The organism is Nodosilinea nodulosa PCC 7104, from assembly GCF_000309385.1.
In the GTDB taxonomy this organism is placed as follows: domain Bacteria; phylum Cyanobacteriota; class Cyanobacteriia; order Phormidesmidales; family Phormidesmidaceae; genus Nodosilinea; species Nodosilinea nodulosa.
Genome location: NZ_JH976537.1, coordinates 82128 through 99938, shown reverse-complemented (window position 1 = coordinate 99938; position 17811 = coordinate 82128). Strand labels below are relative to the sequence as shown.

Annotated in this window: 17 protein-coding genes and 2 pseudogenes; 8 read left to right on the top strand and 11 right to left on the bottom strand. The window is 54.9% G+C overall.

Annotation, left to right across the window (positions count from 1 at the left end; translation table 11 throughout):
• Nucleotides 1-14: 14 nt before the first annotated feature.
• Both LEPTO7104_RS0100405 and LEPTO7104_RS39755 read right to left on the bottom strand, forming a co-directional pair.
• Nucleotides 15-800 (bottom strand): N-formylglutamate amidohydrolase, encoded by a 786-nt coding sequence (locus LEPTO7104_RS0100405; protein WP_026072241.1) that lies wholly within the window; start codon nucleotides 798-800, stop codon nucleotides 15-17.
• Nucleotides 797-937, bottom strand: coding sequence for a hypothetical protein (locus LEPTO7104_RS39755; protein WP_017296557.1), 141 nt, complete (start codon nucleotides 935-937; stop codon nucleotides 797-799). The genes LEPTO7104_RS0100405 and LEPTO7104_RS39755 overlap by 4 nt, the downstream gene beginning before the upstream one ends.
• Before the next feature lie 57 nt (nucleotides 938-994).
• Here LEPTO7104_RS39755 and LEPTO7104_RS39750 point away from each other — a divergent pair, with 57 nt between their 5' ends.
• Nucleotides 995-1273 (top strand): hypothetical protein, encoded by a 279-nt coding sequence (locus tag LEPTO7104_RS39750; protein ID WP_155523463.1) that lies wholly within the window; start codon nucleotides 995-997, stop codon nucleotides 1271-1273.
• 229 nt (nucleotides 1274-1502) lie between these two features.
• Here the strand turns inward: LEPTO7104_RS39750 and LEPTO7104_RS37740 are convergent, their stop codons facing one another.
• From LEPTO7104_RS37740 to LEPTO7104_RS0100385, 3 genes are all read right to left on the bottom strand, one after another.
• A complete protein-coding gene (locus tag LEPTO7104_RS37740; RefSeq protein WP_083886972.1) occupies nucleotides 1503-1700 on the bottom strand; it encodes a DUF1499 domain-containing protein in 198 nt (65 codons plus the stop codon).
• 170 nt (nucleotides 1701-1870) lie between these two features.
• On the bottom strand, nucleotides 1871-2752 hold the full coding sequence (locus LEPTO7104_RS0100390) for a DUF4760 domain-containing protein (RefSeq protein ID WP_017296555.1): 882 nt from the start codon (nucleotides 2750-2752) through the stop codon (nucleotides 1871-1873).
• Nucleotides 2753-3029: 277 nt separating this feature from the next.
• Nucleotides 3030-3326, bottom strand: coding sequence for a hypothetical protein (locus LEPTO7104_RS0100385; RefSeq protein ID WP_017296554.1), 297 nt, complete (start codon nucleotides 3324-3326; stop codon nucleotides 3030-3032).
• Between the two features lie 299 nt (nucleotides 3327-3625).
• Between LEPTO7104_RS0100385 and bchH the strand changes: the two genes are divergently transcribed.
• Together bchH and LEPTO7104_RS43140 are read left to right on the top strand one after the other, a co-directional pair.
• Nucleotides 3626-6883 carry a magnesium chelatase subunit H gene (bchH, locus tag LEPTO7104_RS32115; protein WP_264307579.1) on the top strand — a complete coding sequence of 1086 codons (3258 nt, stop codon included), beginning with the start codon at nucleotides 3626-3628 and terminating at the stop codon, nucleotides 6881-6883.
• A complete protein-coding gene (locus LEPTO7104_RS43140) occupies nucleotides 6775-7425 on the top strand; it encodes a cobaltochelatase subunit CobN (RefSeq protein WP_340627237.1) in 651 nt (216 codons plus the stop codon). The genes bchH and LEPTO7104_RS43140 overlap by 109 nt, the downstream gene beginning before the upstream one ends.
• Before the next feature lie 119 nt (nucleotides 7426-7544).
• On the opposite strand, the gene LEPTO7104_RS32110 is transcribed toward LEPTO7104_RS43140, so the two are convergent.
• From LEPTO7104_RS32110 to LEPTO7104_RS0100340, 6 genes are all read right to left on the bottom strand, one after another.
• The gene (locus LEPTO7104_RS32110) at nucleotides 7545-9320 is read right to left on the bottom strand and encodes a mechanosensitive ion channel family protein (protein WP_225886900.1); all 1776 of its coding nucleotides are present in this window, start codon (nucleotides 9318-9320) and stop codon (nucleotides 7545-7547) included.
• A gap of 73 nt (nucleotides 9321-9393) precedes the next feature.
• Nucleotides 9394-10557: a PrsW family intramembrane metalloprotease gene (locus LEPTO7104_RS0100365; protein ID WP_155523462.1), complete on the bottom strand. Its 1164-nt coding sequence runs from the start codon at nucleotides 10555-10557 to the stop codon at nucleotides 9394-9396.
• A gap of 56 nt (nucleotides 10558-10613) precedes the next feature.
• Nucleotides 10614-11849: a PrsW family intramembrane metalloprotease gene (locus tag LEPTO7104_RS0100360; RefSeq protein ID WP_017296550.1), complete on the bottom strand. Its 1236-nt coding sequence runs from the start codon at nucleotides 11847-11849 to the stop codon at nucleotides 10614-10616.
• 37 nt (nucleotides 11850-11886) lie between these two features.
• Nucleotides 11887-12441, bottom strand: coding sequence for a hypothetical protein (locus tag LEPTO7104_RS36515; protein WP_017296549.1), 555 nt, complete (start codon nucleotides 12439-12441; stop codon nucleotides 11887-11889).
• Nucleotides 12442-12684: 243 nt separating this feature from the next.
• On the bottom strand, nucleotides 12685-13107 hold the full coding sequence (locus LEPTO7104_RS0100345) for a hypothetical protein (protein ID WP_026072240.1): 423 nt from the start codon (nucleotides 13105-13107) through the stop codon (nucleotides 12685-12687).
• A gap of 106 nt (nucleotides 13108-13213) precedes the next feature.
• Nucleotides 13214-13594 carry a hypothetical protein gene (locus tag LEPTO7104_RS0100340; protein ID WP_225886899.1) on the bottom strand — a complete coding sequence of 127 codons (381 nt, stop codon included), beginning with the start codon at nucleotides 13592-13594 and terminating at the stop codon, nucleotides 13214-13216.
• A gap of 135 nt (nucleotides 13595-13729) precedes the next feature.
• On the opposite strand from LEPTO7104_RS0100340, the pseudogene LEPTO7104_RS32095 reads away from it, so the two are divergent.
• The 5 genes and pseudogenes from LEPTO7104_RS32095 to LEPTO7104_RS41065 all read left to right on the top strand — a co-directional run.
• Nucleotides 13730-14949 (top strand): annotated as a pseudogene (locus LEPTO7104_RS32095) (ISAs1 family transposase).
• Nucleotides 14950-15866: 917 nt separating this feature from the next.
• Nucleotides 15867-16136 carry a helix-turn-helix domain-containing protein gene (locus tag LEPTO7104_RS36510; RefSeq protein WP_051158459.1) on the top strand — a complete coding sequence of 90 codons (270 nt, stop codon included), beginning with the start codon at nucleotides 15867-15869 and terminating at the stop codon, nucleotides 16134-16136.
• Nucleotides 16133-16570 (top strand): transposase, encoded by a 438-nt coding sequence (locus tag LEPTO7104_RS36505; protein ID WP_051158458.1) that lies wholly within the window; start codon nucleotides 16133-16135, stop codon nucleotides 16568-16570. Before LEPTO7104_RS36510 ends, LEPTO7104_RS36505 begins: the two co-directional genes overlap by 4 nt.
• A gap of 84 nt (nucleotides 16571-16654) precedes the next feature.
• Nucleotides 16655-17038, top strand: a complete 384-nt coding sequence (locus LEPTO7104_RS41445) for a hypothetical protein (protein WP_225886898.1) — start codon at nucleotides 16655-16657, stop codon at nucleotides 17036-17038.
• Nucleotides 17039-17161: 123 nt separating this feature from the next.
• Nucleotides 17162-17811 (top strand): annotated as a pseudogene (locus tag LEPTO7104_RS41065) (ISH3 family transposase); the annotation flags it as partial.

The following is a 17811-nucleotide window of genomic DNA, read 5'->3' as shown; positions in this document are numbered from 1 at the left end:
GGCATCAAGCACAATTAGCTTTCAGAAAAGGTTTCAGCAATCTGTGCGAATACCGTCTTGAATCGCAGCTTGGCCTGATCGAAGTGAGGCACCTGCCAATCGGGAACTCTGGACTCTGCCAACTGGCTCTCATCCAGATAAACGGGGTAGCGCACCTCAACCTGAAGCGCCTCATGCTTGGGTAAACCGCCATAATGTTGGGTGATGTAGCCACCGTTAAAGACTTTGTTGCGCACTACCCCAAAGTCGACCTGGGCAAAAGCATTGTCCACCGTATCGATGAAGAAATCTGAGCAGGTTTTGCCATTGGCATTGCCCAGACAGATATCATCGGTGATGGGGCCATAGAAGCTATGGAGGTCAAGCAGATAGACCTGACCAAATTGCTCAATCAGTTGGTTGAGCTGGGATTTCAGCTCGGCATGATAAGGACGATAGTAGTCCTCTAGCCGCTGCTCAATGTCCTGTGCTGACGGTTTGGTTTGGTACAGGGGCACATCAAAGGCGGTTTTCTCAGCGATCGCAGAACTCCAGAAGTTGCCAAAGTATGGGGGTTTCAGCGATCGGTTCAAATCCACCACGTAGCGACTGTGGGTGGCCTGCAACATCGTGATTCCCAACGCTGGCAGAAAGTTGTAGAGTTGATCCAAATGCCAGTCTTGATGGGGCAGGAAGGTTTGGTGAGCTGCGGTAAGTTGCCCTCGAATCGCTTCCGGGACAAAAAGACCACTATGGGGGAGATTCGCCAGAACAGGTAAGGGAAAAACGGTAGGTCTTATCAGCTTAAAGATTGGAGTCACAAGCTCTCCGCGGCGACCAGTTCCTGCTTGAGCACTTGAGCATAGATGTGATGGCTAGCGCTTTCTGCAATGGCCTTCCAGTCGTTCTGCGTCAGCACCTTCGCAGACATGGAGTCTATCAGGTTTTCCTGGGGCATAGATCACGCTAATCTTTTGGATCTGCTATTAACTCAAGCCTTAATCGGTTTTAGGCCATGCCCGCAAAAGGTGAAATCGACATCACGGTTAAATTTAGCGGTGTCCCGATCGCCACTGCTGCTCCTGGTGGAATTACCAAAATTGAAATGTACTGTAGCGGCTATACCGTCTTGGCCGATATCAAAACTAAAACGTTCAAACGCTTTCTTGAGAGGGCGATGGAGTACGACTACTGGGAAGGCATCGTAAGCGGCAAGCTTCACCATATTCAAGGCCATCAGCTGATCCTTACCCACGCTGGCCTCCATTGCCGTGAAAGAAAGCCAGGTGGCTAGGGGAATAACAGGCTGCGAGCAAAGCAGCCTCATACACCAATCAATGTGGGGCTACAGGAGGCTAACCCAAAGGGTGCAGCGGCTTTCTGATGGAATGGCACAGAAGAACAGGCCCCATCTTGCAGAAAGGAGTCTGGTCATTGCCTGTCCTCTCGGCGGGGTAGCGCGGCCCGTGTGCCGCCAGCGAGGAGGGGGCGGGGGCTGAAGCGCGATCGCTGGCTGTGACCGACTAAATATCCAAGTCCTTCAAGGCAAAGCGGATTTGCTCCAATCGCCGTCTATTCACACCTAAATCAGATTCTCCTAAGCGGGCTGCTGCTCGAACGTGGATGACTGGCTCTTTCTCTGGCAAGTAAAACTCAGTATCGTCTACAAACCCCAGCGGAGGAGGCAGGCTAAGCAACGGTGTGAAGTAGGTCTGCTGGATGCGATCGCAGCCTCAAAGCAGGTTTGACGCCCTGCCCCCTCGGTGGGGAGAAGGGCAGGGGCTTGGTAGAGCAGGTTGGTAGAGAGAGGGTAAGGGCGGGGCGAGAGCACGGCCCGTGTTCCTTCAGCGAGGGTGTTGTCTTAGGGGAGATAGTGTCCCCGGTTGAATCTTTATTGACCGAATAGCTTCCTGAGAAAACCAAAGTCAATCAATTTCCTTTTTCCTATTCGGCGGCAGTCTTTCTTGCTAAGAATACTCTTGCGAAGACATATGGTAGGGATTTTTGGCGGATATTCTTGCTTTTCCCAAGTTTGAGCAAGATAGACAAAGTTGCAGTAGACATAGAGACTTCTGTGATAGTCCTGCCAATATTCGATATATTTTCTCAGCAATTCATAATACTTAACTACAATTACATAGAAGAAATCTTTTAGGTATTCAGTATCTACTAGCCCAAATTTAACATCCTGCCCCATTTGTTCAAAGAAACACGCTACTTTCTCAACATGCCCTTCTAGTTCTTTGTCAGACATTATTTTTTTAGCAATCCTGAGCTGAGCTTCAGAAAGCTTCTCAAGCAACTCCAGTTCTCCATACTTGAAAGATAGAACCGGGTTTATATCAAAATCATCAATGTTATTAATTTGACCATCATAAACTGAGTCAAATTCATTCCCAACCAAACCTCGGATTACCTTTAGAGAATTAGCAAGATCATCGCTATACCATGCTTGGACATAGTTTGACGCTCTTGAAAGCAAACACGCATGATACTGATTGTGAATACCATTTGCCGTCCAAACCAAAGCGCCAGCGGCACCAATTATCGCAGCAGTACTTATTAAACTATCTCGTTGCTCATTGGTTAATCCAGGATGTCTCCATGCTATTGCGACAGAAAATAGCATGAAAAATATTATAAGGAAATTCCACACATTTTTATCAAGATGAATTTTCCTTTCTACATGTCTATAGAATCTTAGAAACCTATTTTTAGGGCCTGGCTTTCCAGGAAGCAGCGCAATATTGTACCCATGCATTTTGTTTTTCATTGCATTTCACCCTTCCGTTAAACACTTTGGCAACACAGAATAAAGAAGTCTTCACTTCAACTACACGGCGCAAACCATAAAGCAAGCACCAACGAGGTGATAAGTATTTTTACTAACAAATTTATTTTAATTGAATAACAGAATCAAAAATTGGGTAAATGAGCAATTTTAACCAAAATTAAAAGTTCAACATTTAGTTGTCTTTTCATAATATTTGAAGTCAAATATCCTTTCTTCCTATTCAACGCAAAAAAGGGAGCCTAAGCCCCCTAAGAAACTAACCCCGCAGCTGCACCCGTGACCCGCGAGAAGCAGGGCCGAGGGACACCTGGCTACTGGGGACAGTGCAGGGAATGGAGGCCGCGAACGCCCCCGGCCCCAAGGACAGCCCCCGCACCAGGATGGAGTAGCCCACGACCGCAGCCCACCGAGCACAGAACTCCGAGGGCAACTGCGCGAACCACACCTCAGCCACGAAGCCGGTAAACAACCTGTCGGACTCGCGCCAGCAGCACTCGACTGCACCGAACTCAGCCGCGAAACCCTGAACGAACTCAAACGGAACTGACTGCATAGCAAGAGCCAACGCAACGAGGCCTTTCTACGCCTGCGGTTCTCTCTCCGGTAGCGGTCAAACCAGGCCCAAGGGCAAGGCAGGCCCAAGAAAAAATGCGCAGCGCCACTAGAAAGCTTGGGAGCCCCTTGCGCCGGGTTAGAGGCGCAAAATAGCGTCCCCTGCGTTGTAACCGCGCCGCCCTCTCGGCAAATTTTTGTGCTGGCTCCAAAAGCAGCTAGTGTTGTGGAACTAAGATCAAGGAGAACGGCAGAGTAGCAGCCTAAGGTGAGCCATGGCGGTCTAGTCAGGGGCAGGGTATGCAACGCATTGTCTTGATTGCTGGGTTTGAGTCCTTCAACGCCGACCTCTACCGGCAGGCCGCCCAGCTGGCCCAGGCTCGCTGCCCAGAGCTGGATATTCAGGTATTTAGCGATCGCGACCTCACCCCCCACGCCAATGAGGTAGAAGCCGCTCTGCAAGGGGCCGATGCTGTCTTTTGCAGCCTGATCTTTGACTACGACCAGGTGATGTGGCTGCGGGAGCGTATGCAAACTATCCCCATTCGCCTGGTGTTTGAGTCGGCCCTGGAGCTGATGAGCCTGACCCGGTTGGGAAAATTTGTGATTGGCGACCAGCCCAAGGGTATGCCCAAGCCGATCAAATTTATTCTCAGCAAGTTCAGCAGCGGGCGTGAAGAAGACAAGCTAGCGGGCTACCTGAGCTTTCTCAAGACCGGCCCCAAGCTGCTCAAGTTTGTGCCGGTCCAAAAGGTGCAGGATCTGCGCCACTGGCTGATCATCTACGGCTACTGGAACGCGGGCGGCAACGGCAATGTGGCGGCGCTGTTCTGGTTTTTGGCTGAAACCTACCTGGGCCTGACGGTGGGCGACATTCCACCGCCGCAGGAAACGCCGAACCTGGGCCTGCTGCACCCCGACTACCCCGGCTACTTTGAGTCGCCCCGGCAGTACCTCGACTGGTATCGTCAAACCCATCCGAAGGCCGAGGGCCGGCCCGTGGTGGGGCTGCTGCTCTACCGCAAGCATGTGATTACCCAGCAGCCCTACATTCCCCAGCTGATTCGCCAGTTTGAGCAGGCCGAGCTGGTGCCGCTGCCTATTTTTATCAACGGGGTGGAGGGTCATGTGGCCGTGCGCGACCTGCTCACCACGGCCTACGAAACCGCTCAGCGACAGCGGGGCCAGCGCGACACCCTCTCCCTCTCGCCCGAGGCGGCAGAGGTGGATGCCATTGTTTCAACGATTGGCTTTCCCCTGGTAGGTGGGCCAGCGGGATCCATGGAAGCGGGGCGGCAGGTGGAGGTGGCCAAGCGCATCCTCAGCGCCAAGAATGTGCCCTATATCGTTGCGGCCCCGCTGCTGATTCAAGACATCCATTCCTGGACGCGCCAAGGGATTGGCGGTTTGCAGAGCGTAGTGCTCTACGCCCTACCGGAGCTGGATGGGGCGATCGACCCGGTGCCCCTGGGCGGGCTGGTGGGCGACCACATCTATCTGATTCCCGAACGGGTGCAGCGCCTCACGGGTCGCCTCAAACGATGGATTGCCCTGCGGCAGAAGCCCCCGGCAGAGCGCAAGATCGCCATCATTCTCTACGGCTTTCCCCCCGGCTATGGGGCCACGGGTACGGCGGCGCTGCTGAACGTGCCGAAATCGCTGCTGAGCCTGTTGCAGGCGCTCAAATCCCAGGGCTATACCGTGGGGGACTTGCCGGAGGAGGGAGAAGCGCTGATTGAGCAGGTCAAGGCAGCGGATGAGGCGATTCCGGGTTTTCAGAACCCTAGGTTTTCCCAAGCACCCAGGGATCTAGCAGCCCCGCAGCCCACTACGGTTTCCCTAAGACAACTAGAGAAATGGCTGTCCTATCGGCAGCGCGATCGCATGACTCGCCAGTGGGGCGATCTCGAAAAGGCCAACCTCAAAACCTTCGACGGGCAGTGTCTGCTGGGGGGCGTGCAGCTGGGCAATGTGTGGATCGGCGTACAGCCACCCCTGGGGATAGCGGGCGACCCCATGCGGCTGATGTTTGAGCGTGACCTCACCCCCCACCCCCAGTACGCCGCCTTTTATAAGTGGCTGCAAAACGCATTTCAGGCCGATGCGGTGGTGCACTTTGGCATGCACGGCACGGTGGAATGGCTACCGGGTTCGCCCCTGGGCAACACCGGCTACTCCTGGCCCGACATTTTACTGGGCGACCTGCCCCACCTCTATATCTACGCCGCCAACAACCCCTCCGAGTCGATGCTGGCCAAACGGCGGGGCTACGGCGTGCTGATTTCCCACAATGTGCCGCCCTACGGTCGGGCTGGCCTTTACAAAGAACTGCTGGCCCTGCGGGAGCTGATCGCCGAATACCGCGAAGACCCCGCCAAAAACGCCGCCCTCAAAGAGGCCATTCTGAAAAAGCTGTTTGACACGGGCCTCGACGCCGACTGCCCCTTCCCAGAGGCCAAAAAACTCGGCATCGAGTTCACCCCAGAGACCGTGGATCTCTTCAGCGCCGCCGTCTTCAACCGCTACCTGGTCACCCTCTACGACTACCTGCAAGTACTCGAAACCCGCCTCTTCTCTAGCGGCCTCCACGTCCTGGGCCAGCCCCCCACCGCTGAGGAATTGCATAGCTACCTCTCCGCCTACTTCGGCGATGATTTGCCCCCAGATCTCCTCCAGGACATGAGCCAATTGACCGCAGAATCTAGCCTCCAGGAGCTAGAATCCAAAATCCAAATTCTAAAATCCAAAATTCCCCCCGACACCTGGCCCCAGCTCGACGCCAAACTCCAAGCCGCTCTCGATATCTGCACCCTGCTGGCCCAAACCACCGACGAACTGACCAACCTGCTGCGGGGGCTCAACGGCGAATATATTCCCCCGGCCCCCGGCGGCGACCTGCTGCGGGATGGCCCTGGGGTGCTGCCCACGGGGCGCAACATCCACGCCCTCGACCCCTACCGCATGCCCTCCCCGGCAGCCTACCTGCGCGGTCGGGAAATTGCCCAAAAAATTCTGGCCCAGCACCAGCAGGAAACGGGCACCTACCCTGAAACCGTTGCCGTGATGCTGTGGGGGCTGGATGCGATCAAGACGCGGGGCGAGTCGATCGGCATTTTGCTGGAACTGGTGGGGGCCGAGCCGGTGAAGGAGGGCACCGGGCGAATTGTGCGCTACGAACTGCGGCCCCTGGCGGAGCTGGGGCACCCCAGGGTAGATGTGCTGGGAAATTTATCGGGGATTTTTCGCGACAGCTTTGTCAATATCATTGAGCTGCTGGATGACTTGTTTCAGCGGGCGGCGGCAGCGGATGAGCCGGAAGACCAGAATTTCATTCGCAAACATGCCCTGGCCCTGCAAGCCCAGGGGGTTGAGAATGCCAGCGCTCGCTTGTTTTCTAACCCGGCGGGGGATTTTGGCTCGTTGGTGAACGATCGCGTCACCGATGCCAACTGGGAATCGGGGACGAGCTGGGGGATACCTGGCGCGATCGCAACACCTTCAGCTACGGTCGCCAGGATAAGGGCCAGGCCCGCCCCGAGATTCTGCACACCCTGCTGAAAAGCACTGAGCGGGTGGTGCAGCAGATCGACTCGGTGGAGTACGGCCTCACCGATATTCAGGAGTACTACGCCAACACTGGGGGCCTGAAGCGGGCCGCCGAAATGCAGCGGGGCAAGGCCGTCACCGCCAGCTTTGTGGAAAGTTTCTCCAACGACACCACCCCCCGCAAGCTGGAAGACCTACTGCGGATGGAGTATCGCACCAAGCTGCTGAACCCCAAATGGGCCGAGGCCATGGCCAACCAGGGTTCTGGCGGTGCCTACGAAATTTCGCAACGGATGACGGCGCTGATGGGCTGGGCCGGAACCGCCAACTTCAAAGACCCCTGGGTCTACGACCAGGCCGCCGCCACCTACGCCCTCGATGCCGCCATGGCCGAAAAACTGCGGCAGGCCAACCCCGAAGCCTTTCGCAACCTGGTCGGGCGCATGCTAGAAGCCCACGGTCGCGGCTTTTGGCAACCCGATGCCGACCAGATTGACCAGCTGCGTCAGCTCTACGACCTCACCGATGCCGACCTGGAAGGGGTCAAGGGGTAGCCATGGCCGCTGCCGCCCCCCGCACTGACACCTTTCCCCTGGCAGCCATTGTCGGCCAAGACGCGATTAAATCGGCCCTGCTGCTGCTAGTGGTCAGTCAATTATTTATTGACTGACCACTAGTTGTGGGGCGTTACATCCGCTAAGCCCGTATTGTAGTTAATTGTTTGTGGCTTGCCGATCTGAATGTTGTTTGTTTCAAAGGCCTGACGTACCCGTAGCCGGAACTCGCGCCCAACGATCCACTGCTGCATAGGTGCGGTCTTGAGCCAAACGCGGACAAGCATGCCGGTGTGGGACAGATCATCAATGCCAAGGACTGTAGGTGGTTCTGGCAAGCGATCGCGCCATTCCGGCTCCCGGTAGAGCTGGTTGCACACCTGCTGCAAAACGCTGAGCACCTGTTTAGGATCGTTCTCGTAGGCCACCACAACCGAAAAATCGACCCGCGACCACAGGCGCGTCAGGTTGCTGACATAAGTGATGGTGCTGTTGGGAATCGTGATCAGCTGCCCCTCGCTGTTGCGCAGCTGCGTCACGCGCAGGTTGAGGTTTTCGACCAGGCCACTCCTATCGCCAATCTGCACCACATCGCCCACGGCAAACTGATCTTCAATCAAGATCAAGCAGCCGTTGACAAGGTCTTTGACCAAACTCTGGGAGCCAAAGGACACGGCCAGACCAATCACCGCGCCCCCTGCCAAAATTGAGCCGGTGGGAATGTTAAACAGGCTGAGGGTCCAAATGATGCCGATAATCACCAGCACCGAGGTTGTCAACCCCTTGAGGGCGTTAGAGATGGTGGTGGCTCGCAGGGAAATCCGCTGGGATTCACCTAACAACGGGTAGGGGCTAGTTTTCCAGGAATGGGTCAGGCGATTGATCAGGCTGCTGCTGACGCGAATGGCTAAACTGATACCAAACCAGAGGGCCATAAAGACTAACGGTGTTGCCCAGGCGTAAAGGCTCCACCGCATCAAGAGGGGCACTGTGGCTAAGATGCGGGCAATGCCGACGTACCACATCACAATAAAAATCCAGAACAGCAGCCATTTTAGAAACTTGTCGATCTCTAACTGCCGCTGCACGCTGAGCGAGTGCTGCACCCTGGCAAGGATTTGCGATCGCAGCGTAGACCTAGCGATCGCCTCCCCGTCCTCTGAGCCTGACGGCGATGGGCCGACGGCGATGGCCGCTAGCTGCTCCTGATACCGGTTCTCCAGGGTTTGCTGTCGGCGGGTCAACCGGCGGCGCAACCACCAGATCACCGCGCTGGCCAGCAGCAGCCCCAGCAAAATTTGCAGCGCCCGCCCGATGCGCTGAGCAATCACCTCTGGGCTGCCTAGCTCTCTAAAGCGGACGATTTCAGCTTGAAGAATGGTCTGCCACTCCTGGGCGAGTTCGTCTAGGGTTTTGCCGTTGAAGTCGGCATCGGGCTCGGTCACGGTCACCAGCCGGATGGGGCGAGAGGACTGATCGTCGCTCGCCTGAATGATCGGCTGGTTGCTGAGGGTGGCAATCGTCACGACCGGTGGCTGGGCCGATGGCTCACTGGCATAAGCGCGATAAAACAGCCGCCACAGGCGCTCATTCACCTCCTCGGCGCGCACCTCAACCGGCAGCAGCCCCTCGGGAACGCGATCGCGATTCAAAACCGTCGGGGACGTGACCTCAAACAACTCCCGCCGATCAAGGGGCGATCGGATGGAAGCGGTTTCGTATTCGCCGTGGCGGCTGACCCCGTCGGGCGGACTAAACGCGCTGGAGGTAGCGGTCGGCAGCGAGGGCAGCTGGCCCAGGGCGATCGCCCCGCTGCCAAGTACCAGCGCCAGCGCCATCAGGCTGATTACCCCAAAGCGCATGGTCAACCGATAGAATTGCCGAGAGAAACCCATAACCATGAAAAACCTGCTGGACAATCGATCCTGAGTTGGCGTCTTCCCTTCAGCAGACTATCGCCGGTCGGCCCTATTGATGGCTTATTCTGAGCGATTCAATGGCTTGCCGTAACCTACCAACCGGCTTCACTTCATCAACGGGCAGACCAAACTGAGTCGCCGCATGTTTTTGCATGGCTAACAGATTTTGGTAGAGCACCATCTTCGCCCCGATCGCCCTTGGAAAGTTCTTGTACTTCCGCTTTGAGAACAATCCCTCGCCCATGACCTTCTTTAATTCCTCCTCTGTCACCACGCTCGGTTCTTCTGTGGATAGTTCAGCTGCCTGTAGCCTGTTTTCTAGCCGAAACGATCGTCTAATTTGCACAATTAGAATAACAATTAACACAAGGTTGTAGAGGTATGACCCATAGCGCATACCGTCTAACAGTGGCGTAAACACCTGACCGGCACTCGGGCGATTAAAGTCTAGAGGAACACCTTGCAGGACACTCTGAATTTTCGCTACAACGATTAATCCAACTGCCAAAAGACCGGAATCAAACGCGCTGTGCATCACAGCCGCAATCAAAAAAAAGAGCACAAAGCGCTTCCACTTCCGCCACCCGCGCTGGGTTGACTCTGCCGCAAACCCGATGCCCATGCCCACAAAAGCCGACCAGACGACGTGTTCGCTTAATCCCCACAGTCCGAGGCGCGTCGATTGTTCAGCCAACACATCCAGCACCGGTGATTTATGGATGAGATCGGCAATGTAAATTCCCATCTCAATGATGTTAAAGCCCATTCCTGCCAGCGCCCCGTAGACGATACCGTCTTTTCGAGTTCGGATCAGATTCGGGATATAAATTGCCAACAAGAGCACAGGTAAAATCTTTAGTCCCTCCTCAACAAAACCAACTGTTTGTTTGGGGAAAGGAGAAACATCATTAAAGACAGCAGCAGCAGGGGCAGTGAGGAAGAAAACACTGGCAATGGTGAGGACGTGAAAAAAGCGAACGCGCCGCTCGCGGTCGAGAAAGGCAATGAGAAAATAGCCGATCGTAGAGCCTGCAATTGCATAGGGAACCCAGATCCAGGCGGCAAAGATTCTTCCGCTTCTGTAGAGATCTAAATACGCCAGCACCGCTACAACTAGTACAATGCTCAACAAAACTCTCTTACCTAAAGCCGATCGCCAGCGAGAATTATGCAGCAGATAATCTTTGACAACCGGATCGATCAAATTAGTCACTGTATCAGTCCTTCCTCTCAATCATCCACTGTCGTAGTCTGCAATCCGATTAGCGACTAACCCCGCAGCCGCCCCAGCTCACTTCGCCAGGAGGCCACTAAGGGGTCGCTTTCCACCGATTGTCCCGCCTGCTTGACCCGCCACTTACGAATGGCCAGCTCATCCTGCGCCCGCACGATCGCAGCAGATGTGCGGCGGTTGAGGTGGGGAATGGAGCGCGTTTTGAATAGGCGATCGCCCTTCACCGCTTCATACTCTTCTGGCAAAATCACAGGTTCGCTCTCATCGGCCAGCTCCTCGCGAATCACCCGCCGCTCCCAGATGCCGCTCTGCCACAGCATCACTCCAACAATGAGGAAAAATGGAAAAAAGCCAATTAATCTCAAGGCACTATGGATGATCCACACGTGGAAGAAGGGTTCAACCATCTGAGGGGCCACTTCGGGCGTTGAGTCTTGGGTTACCGGCTGCCCAGTGGTGAGAAAAACAAACAAGAGCACCATCAGACCAATGCCATTGTTGAGGAAATGCGCCGAAAACCCCAGCAGCCAGCCCCCCACAGGAGCCGCGTAGCGCAGCCAGCGACGGGTGGTCTGCCGAGCTAGCCCCAGCCCCAGGCCAAAGAGCCCGGTGTAGAGCGCATGCCCCGCCAGGCCAAACAGAGAGAAGCGATCCCCGAGCTGAAGATATAGCGGCGCGTCTCCGTCGGCGACAAACCCTTGTAGCACGTACAGAGGCGCTTCGCACAGGTTAAACCCGATGCCGACCAGCGCGCCGTAGATAAAGCCGTCGCGAACATTGTCAAACTCAGCCCGCAGCAGCCAAAACAGCAGCAGCACGCCCAGGCCTTTGGTGGTTTCTTCCACCAGAGGCCCGGCCAGGGGAGCGCCCAAAACCCTCTCAGCATCGGAGCCCAAAATGGTCTGAAGGGCGGGATGCAGATCGATAAAACCGGCGATGGTGGTAAGGAGGTAGTTGTTGATCGGCAATGCCACCCCGGTGGCAATTAGCCCTCCCCACAGCAGGGCGATCGCGTAGAGCCATCTCGACTCGGGCTCGCGGCGATCGAGAAACCACACAATCGCCAGGGGCACAATCGCCAGCAAAGCCGCCCCCGCCAGAGCGATCAAAAAGACCTGAAAACCACCCTGGGTTACAGCCGAAAATTCTCGAATGAACGATGACGCGCTGATGATAATCAGCACCAGTAGAACAGCTACCAGAAATACGGCGTTGCGGGGTTTGTTTAAAGGCGAGCCGTACAGCAGACTGGCTCTGTTGGATAAGGTCATACGCGCCTGAGAATGGCAACAAAGAGTACCAATCCAGCTAGTTCTCGCAGTGGTGCCAATTTACGTAATAGATGTCCTTGTAGCGGCCATCTGAGGTGACAATTTCAACACACTGCCCCGAGTTGCCCTCGATCCAGAATGAGGCAACGGCGGCATTAGATATGCGCTCGTTGCGGCGATAGCTATACCCCCGCCGCTGCAATTCAGCCTCGGCCTGACCGGCTCGGGCTCCCACCATGTCTTGCAGGGCGGGAGGAGAGGTATTGCTCACGGTGGGCGGGTCGCCGCGATCGCAGTCAGCCGAGCCTCCGGTATAGGCCAGAGAAACATAGCGCCCCTGCTCGGTTCTCACCGTAATGCACTGCCCTGTGCTTGACTGAGTCCAGTAGCTATAGACCGCATCGTCGGAACTCTCGGCCCAGCGATAGATATAACCCCGCTGCTGCAATTGAACTTCTCCATCGCGCCCGCGCACATTCACCAAATCGTTAAGCTCAGGCACAGAATCGCCAGCATTTTGAGCCTGGGCATTGCTGGTCGCTGCGATAATCAGCGAACTCACCACCCCAACAATTACTCGATGCAATTTCATACAGATTACCTATCAGGATTACTAGTACCGCTGCGCGGGGTTCAATATGCGCAGTTCAAAATGGAGAGTCTCTAGGATGTCAGCGTTGCAGTCGTCCCGAACGACAGGGTTAGATCTGCCTTGCCGGACTGAATTAAATTGAGGGTTGCCGAACACTGGTATGCGTCAAACAGTTAATACCTGTAGCAGAGGCACAACCGTTTGCCCCTGCTACCATTCAGCCGCGCCAACCATCGCTCACCATTACAGAATGGCAACGGAAAGCTCATAGGGCACCGTGCGATTGCTGTCGCGATCGTTTCCCATCAGATAGACGCGAACGGTGTAATCGCCGCTCCGGGGCAGCGTAACGGTGCCGTCATTGCCCGACATTGAACTGTTGTAGAGCGCCCGACTGCTGCCCGGTGCCAGAATGTTGAAGTAGGCGGTTCCGTCGGTAATCAGCGAAACCGTCATCGTCTGGCCCGTCCGAGCACCCAAAATGTAGTCGTGGTACTGGTCGCCTACGATCGAGGAACTCATATAGGCATTGTCGTTACCGGGGGAAAAATGGACGACCGTGTGCGCCTGAGCTAGCGACGGTGCAGCGCTAGCCAGGATGAGAGATGTAGTGATTGCGGCAGCGGCCAGCATGTTGTAAGCAGTAGCCCGAGCAAAACTTCCCATGAACTAATTTCTCCGTTGCAGTAATGCAGTAAGTTGACAGTTTTTCGCCGTTGTAAATCACAAACCAGGGTTTAGCCTGATCAATTAATGGTTAGAGTTTATGTCTTCAAAGGGCTCCTTCATCCACGTTGGAGAAATAGTAGTTATAAAATTCATCGCCCGTCACTCGGTTGATGACGACAATTTGCTTAGTATTCTCGTCGTAGATCACGCGAACCTGATCGTCTTCTCCAGTAAATGTGCTGCCCGAGGTGCGCTCTAGATAACCGTGAAAGAAAAATTCTCCTCCCTCTGAAATTTGAATCACGACAGTGTTTCTGTCGATTACCGTCATATAGGTGACAGGGTTAGAAGATTGAGCAATGACTGCGGAAAAACGCTTTAATCCCTGGGCCTGAGCAGTAGTCATCGATCCTAGGTCAATCCCGAAAAAACTGGTTGTAATCAACGCAGAAAAGACTGTCAGCTTTCTAACAATGTATTTCACGATGCTTAACCCTTGCCTATAGATCTCATCGGTTATCTCTAGAAAGAAGTTGCAAATCTTTCAGGGTAAGCGCAAGAAAAATAGGTCTGTGACATGCTAGGGGCATGCTATCACTGCGACCCTTAGCGAGTCCCCATGAGCCAAGGCTTTGCTCCCAATGAAGAGACGGCTAAAGCCGGTCAGACCAAGCCACCCTTGAGCGCGGCTACCGATGCTAACTCCATTCAGCAGCAGTGGGAATCACACTTTGCTGAACTAGAAGACCCGCGTGGCAGTCAAGGGGTAGAGCACCCGTTCTTGAGCATTGTGATGATCGCGATTCTGGCCGTCATCGGCGGCGCGACGGGGTGGGAGGACATCGAAACCTATGCCGAGAGTCACGAGGCGTGGCTGAGTACCCTGTTCTCGATACCGAACGGCGTGCCCCATGCCGACACCTATCGTCGTTTGTTCGAGCGGATGGCCCCTGAAGCCCTAGAGCGTTGCTTTCTGGGCTGGGTGAAGCAGATCGTTGAGAGCAGTGGAGCCCAAGTGATTCCCATCGATGGCAAGACGATTAAAGGCTCCTATGACCGCAACGCCAAGCAGTCTGCGCTCCACGTCGTCAGCGCCTGGGCCAGCGAGCATCGGCTGTTGTTAGGGCAAGTCAAAGTTGCCTCCAAGAGCAACGAGATCACCGCCATTCCTGCGTTGCTGAAACTTCTCGATATCAGCGGCTGCATCATCACCCTCGATGCCATGGGCACCCAGAAGGAAATTGCTCGTGAGATCGTTGGGCACGGGGCCGACTATGTCCTCTGTCTCAAGGCCAATCACCCCACCCTGTGGGCCGAGGTCACGGCCTGGTTTGAGCAGGCTGAAGCCGGTAACTTTACCGCTCTAGAGCACAGTTATGACGCTCGGGTGGAGTCGGGCCATCATCGGCGGGAGCATCGGCAGGTGTGGGCTGTACCCATCGCCGCCATGGGAGACCTACACCAAATCGAGCAATGGGTGGGCCTCAAAACCATCGTCTTCGTGAAGCGAGTCCGACATCTCTGGAACAAGATCACCCGAGAGACGATGGTTTATCTCACGTCATTGCCCTGTGATGCCGCCATGGCTGGCCGGGCGATTCGCACCCATTGGGGTATCGAAAATCAACTCCATTGGGTGCTCGATGTCACCTGGGGCGAGGATAAGTCTCGCATCAGGCGGGGCCACGGTGGCGAGAATATGGCGCTCCTGAGGCGCTTGGCCATCAGTGTGCTGAACCAAGAAACCTCAAAAAACGAAGTCTTAAGCAGAAGGCAAAGCGAGCCTCAATGAGTCCTGACTACATGCTCACTGTCCTTGCTGCAGGGCTCGCAACCTAGCACAATGTATCGATAGTTTTCTTGCGCTTACCCTGGCAAATCTTTCACCATGAACCCATCGGAATAAAAAGCAGATTCACCCATTGCATCTGCAAGTATTTTCCCAACAGTTCAGCAAAAGCTTAACCTTGGAAGTATGGATTTTGATTGAAGTGGTTAATAGGTGTTATGCCAGTACTTCAACCAGTCTCATATATCGGACAACTGAGTTGAGCGCAAAGGCAAAAGGCGTAAATTTTGATCCTCATACAAAATATGAGGATATTTATACACTGCTTCTAAAGAAACAGTCAACTCTTCTATAGGGCATAGTTAACGCATGCTAACCCTATCCTGGCTACGATTCTGGTGAAACGAGCATAATCCTAGCCTAGTTTGAGTCGTTTCGCCTTCTTGCCAAACTTGGCAAAAGGTTCATAAGAGAACAGGTTGAGGGCACGACGCTTTAAATGGAGCTATGTTTTGGGCTGGTTGACTGGCGGCCGTCGGCCTTTACCCCAATCCTTGGCATACCGTACGGCTCATGCACGATCGCCTCGAGCAGGGGCATAACAACGATGGCCTATCCAAAAACATTCCCAGGTAGAGGGTGGATTGTGGTTCCACTGCTCTCAGCTCACGACAACTTATCTTAGAGCTGTTGGGCGGTGCTCAAAAAAGCGTTCTCAAGTTGGGATGATACAGCTAGACCATCTACTGGCTCTACGGGAATGAGTATGCTGATGTAGTCGATACTATACCGAGTTGTTATGGTGCCTCTACTCACGGAACTACTGGGTTTACCGGGTGTGAATGTCGAGTCTTATGAAGCCAATGAGGACGGCTTGATTCTCGATATGGACGTCCATGCGGCGTCAGCTGTCTATCCTCGTTGTGGTAGCGTCAGTCACCATCTTCACTAGAGTCACTGGCATCTCGTGCGAGACCTGCCCATCAGTCACTATGGCCAGACCTGGTTACGGGTCAACCGTCGCCAGTTCAAGTGCGCGGTGTGCGGCAAACCCTTCAGCGAGGACTTCGAGTTTATGGGAGCTCGGCGCAGCTATACCGACCGTTACGCCGAACGGGTGGTGCAGCAGGTGGTCCACAGTGATAGCGCCAACGTCGCCCGCCATCAAGGGTTGAGTGAAGACATCGTCTGGTCGATGGTGGAGTATATGAGCGCAAAAAAGTCGCCATCGACGTGAGCGGGCTGCGTCGGTTAGGTCTCGATGAAATCGCCCTACGCAAAGGGCACAAAGACTTTGTTGTCGTTTTGAGTGACCTCGACACCCATCGGCTGATTGGCATGGCTCCAGCCCGGACTCATGCCGCCATTGAGACGGTGCTGCTCGATTGGGGACCCGCCGTGTTGTCGGCTATTGAAGAAGTCAGCATCGACCTATCCGGGAATTACCGGGGGTTAGTGCATCGGCTGATGCCCCAGGCCGAGGTTGTGGCAGACCGCTTTCATATGACGAAGTTAGTCAATGACGAACTGAATCAGGCGCGCAATGCGTTTCGGCGAGCGCCCAATGACGTGCCGGAAGGCGTTTCTCCCGAAGCCGCCAAAGCGGCCCTCAAAAACAGTAAGTCTGCCTTGCTGAAACCCGAAGAGCGTCTAACAGAAAAACCAACGTGAGACGCTGGCAGCGGTGAAAGCGGTGTCGCCCAAACTGGCGTTGATGTATGCCGCCAAAGAGTCTTTCCGAGCCTTCTTTAAGGAGTGGAACACGACGGAGGCCCTGTTTGGGTTACTGGACTGGATGGCGACGGCGGCATATCGGTTTATAGGCTGCCGCCGAATAGTCAAATTCGAGTGGGCCTTGATGCCCCGCCCCGTCGCAACCTGACGGCTAACCCATGCGGCCTTTTAGTAGTTAGCGCCACCGTCAATTACCCGATGGACACCATCCAGGTCGGCAATGAGGTCATCGACCCCGCTAACCTATCCACTCAACTTCGGCCCTCCTGTCGCACCAAATCCGATGGCTCTCACGCCCTTGATGAAGCCCGTCCCCAGCATTTCAAAACCTCTGGGGGCGATCTGGTTGTCGTTGGCAAGACACCCAACACTCGCTATGAGGTGTCTTATATCAAGTCGGATTAAATGCACATGATTGAGCGAAGTGAGTGCCTCTATCGTATCCTCAGTAGATCACAAAGAATCGAGGCAGGGGCTGAATCTGTAGAAAAGGGGTAGGGTCAGGCAAGAAGAATTGGACGAAAAGCCATGACAACCTGCCCCCCTTCAGTATCCCCTACGCCAGCGTTGACGGACGAGGTGACCTTGAGTGCTGCCCTAGAGTGCTTGAAAGCTCATCTGCCGGTGCCCATGCAAGGGGAGTGCCAGCCGGAGACCCTCTACGAGGTGTTGCTGTGGGCGGCGAGCCATCACGACAGCGTTGAGCATGCGGCCCAACAGCTCACTGGAGTGCCCACGGTCAATGATCTCCGCTACCACTTGGACAAATTTGAGGATAGGACGACAGTCGAGCAACAGGTGAATGCGGCCCTGCAAAGCCATCTCCCCTCGGGCATCGTCAATCATCGCCATCGCTTAGCCATCGACCTGCATCTCTTGCCCTATTACGGTCAGCCGAGTGAGGCAGAAGCCCCCTATATCTATCGCTCTCAAGCCAAAGCAGGCACCACATCCTTTTTTGCCTACGCCACGGTGTACGTAATTCGTGCCCATCGGCGGGTGACGCTGGCTATTCATGCGGTGCGGCGGGGCGAGACGGCTGTGGCGATTATCACTCGCCTACTTGACGCGATGAACCCCTTAGCCGTTAAGGTGGAACGGCTCTATCTCGACCGGGGATTCTATAGTGTGCCGGTGATTCGCTGGTTGATGGCGTTGAAGTTGTCGTTCATCATGCC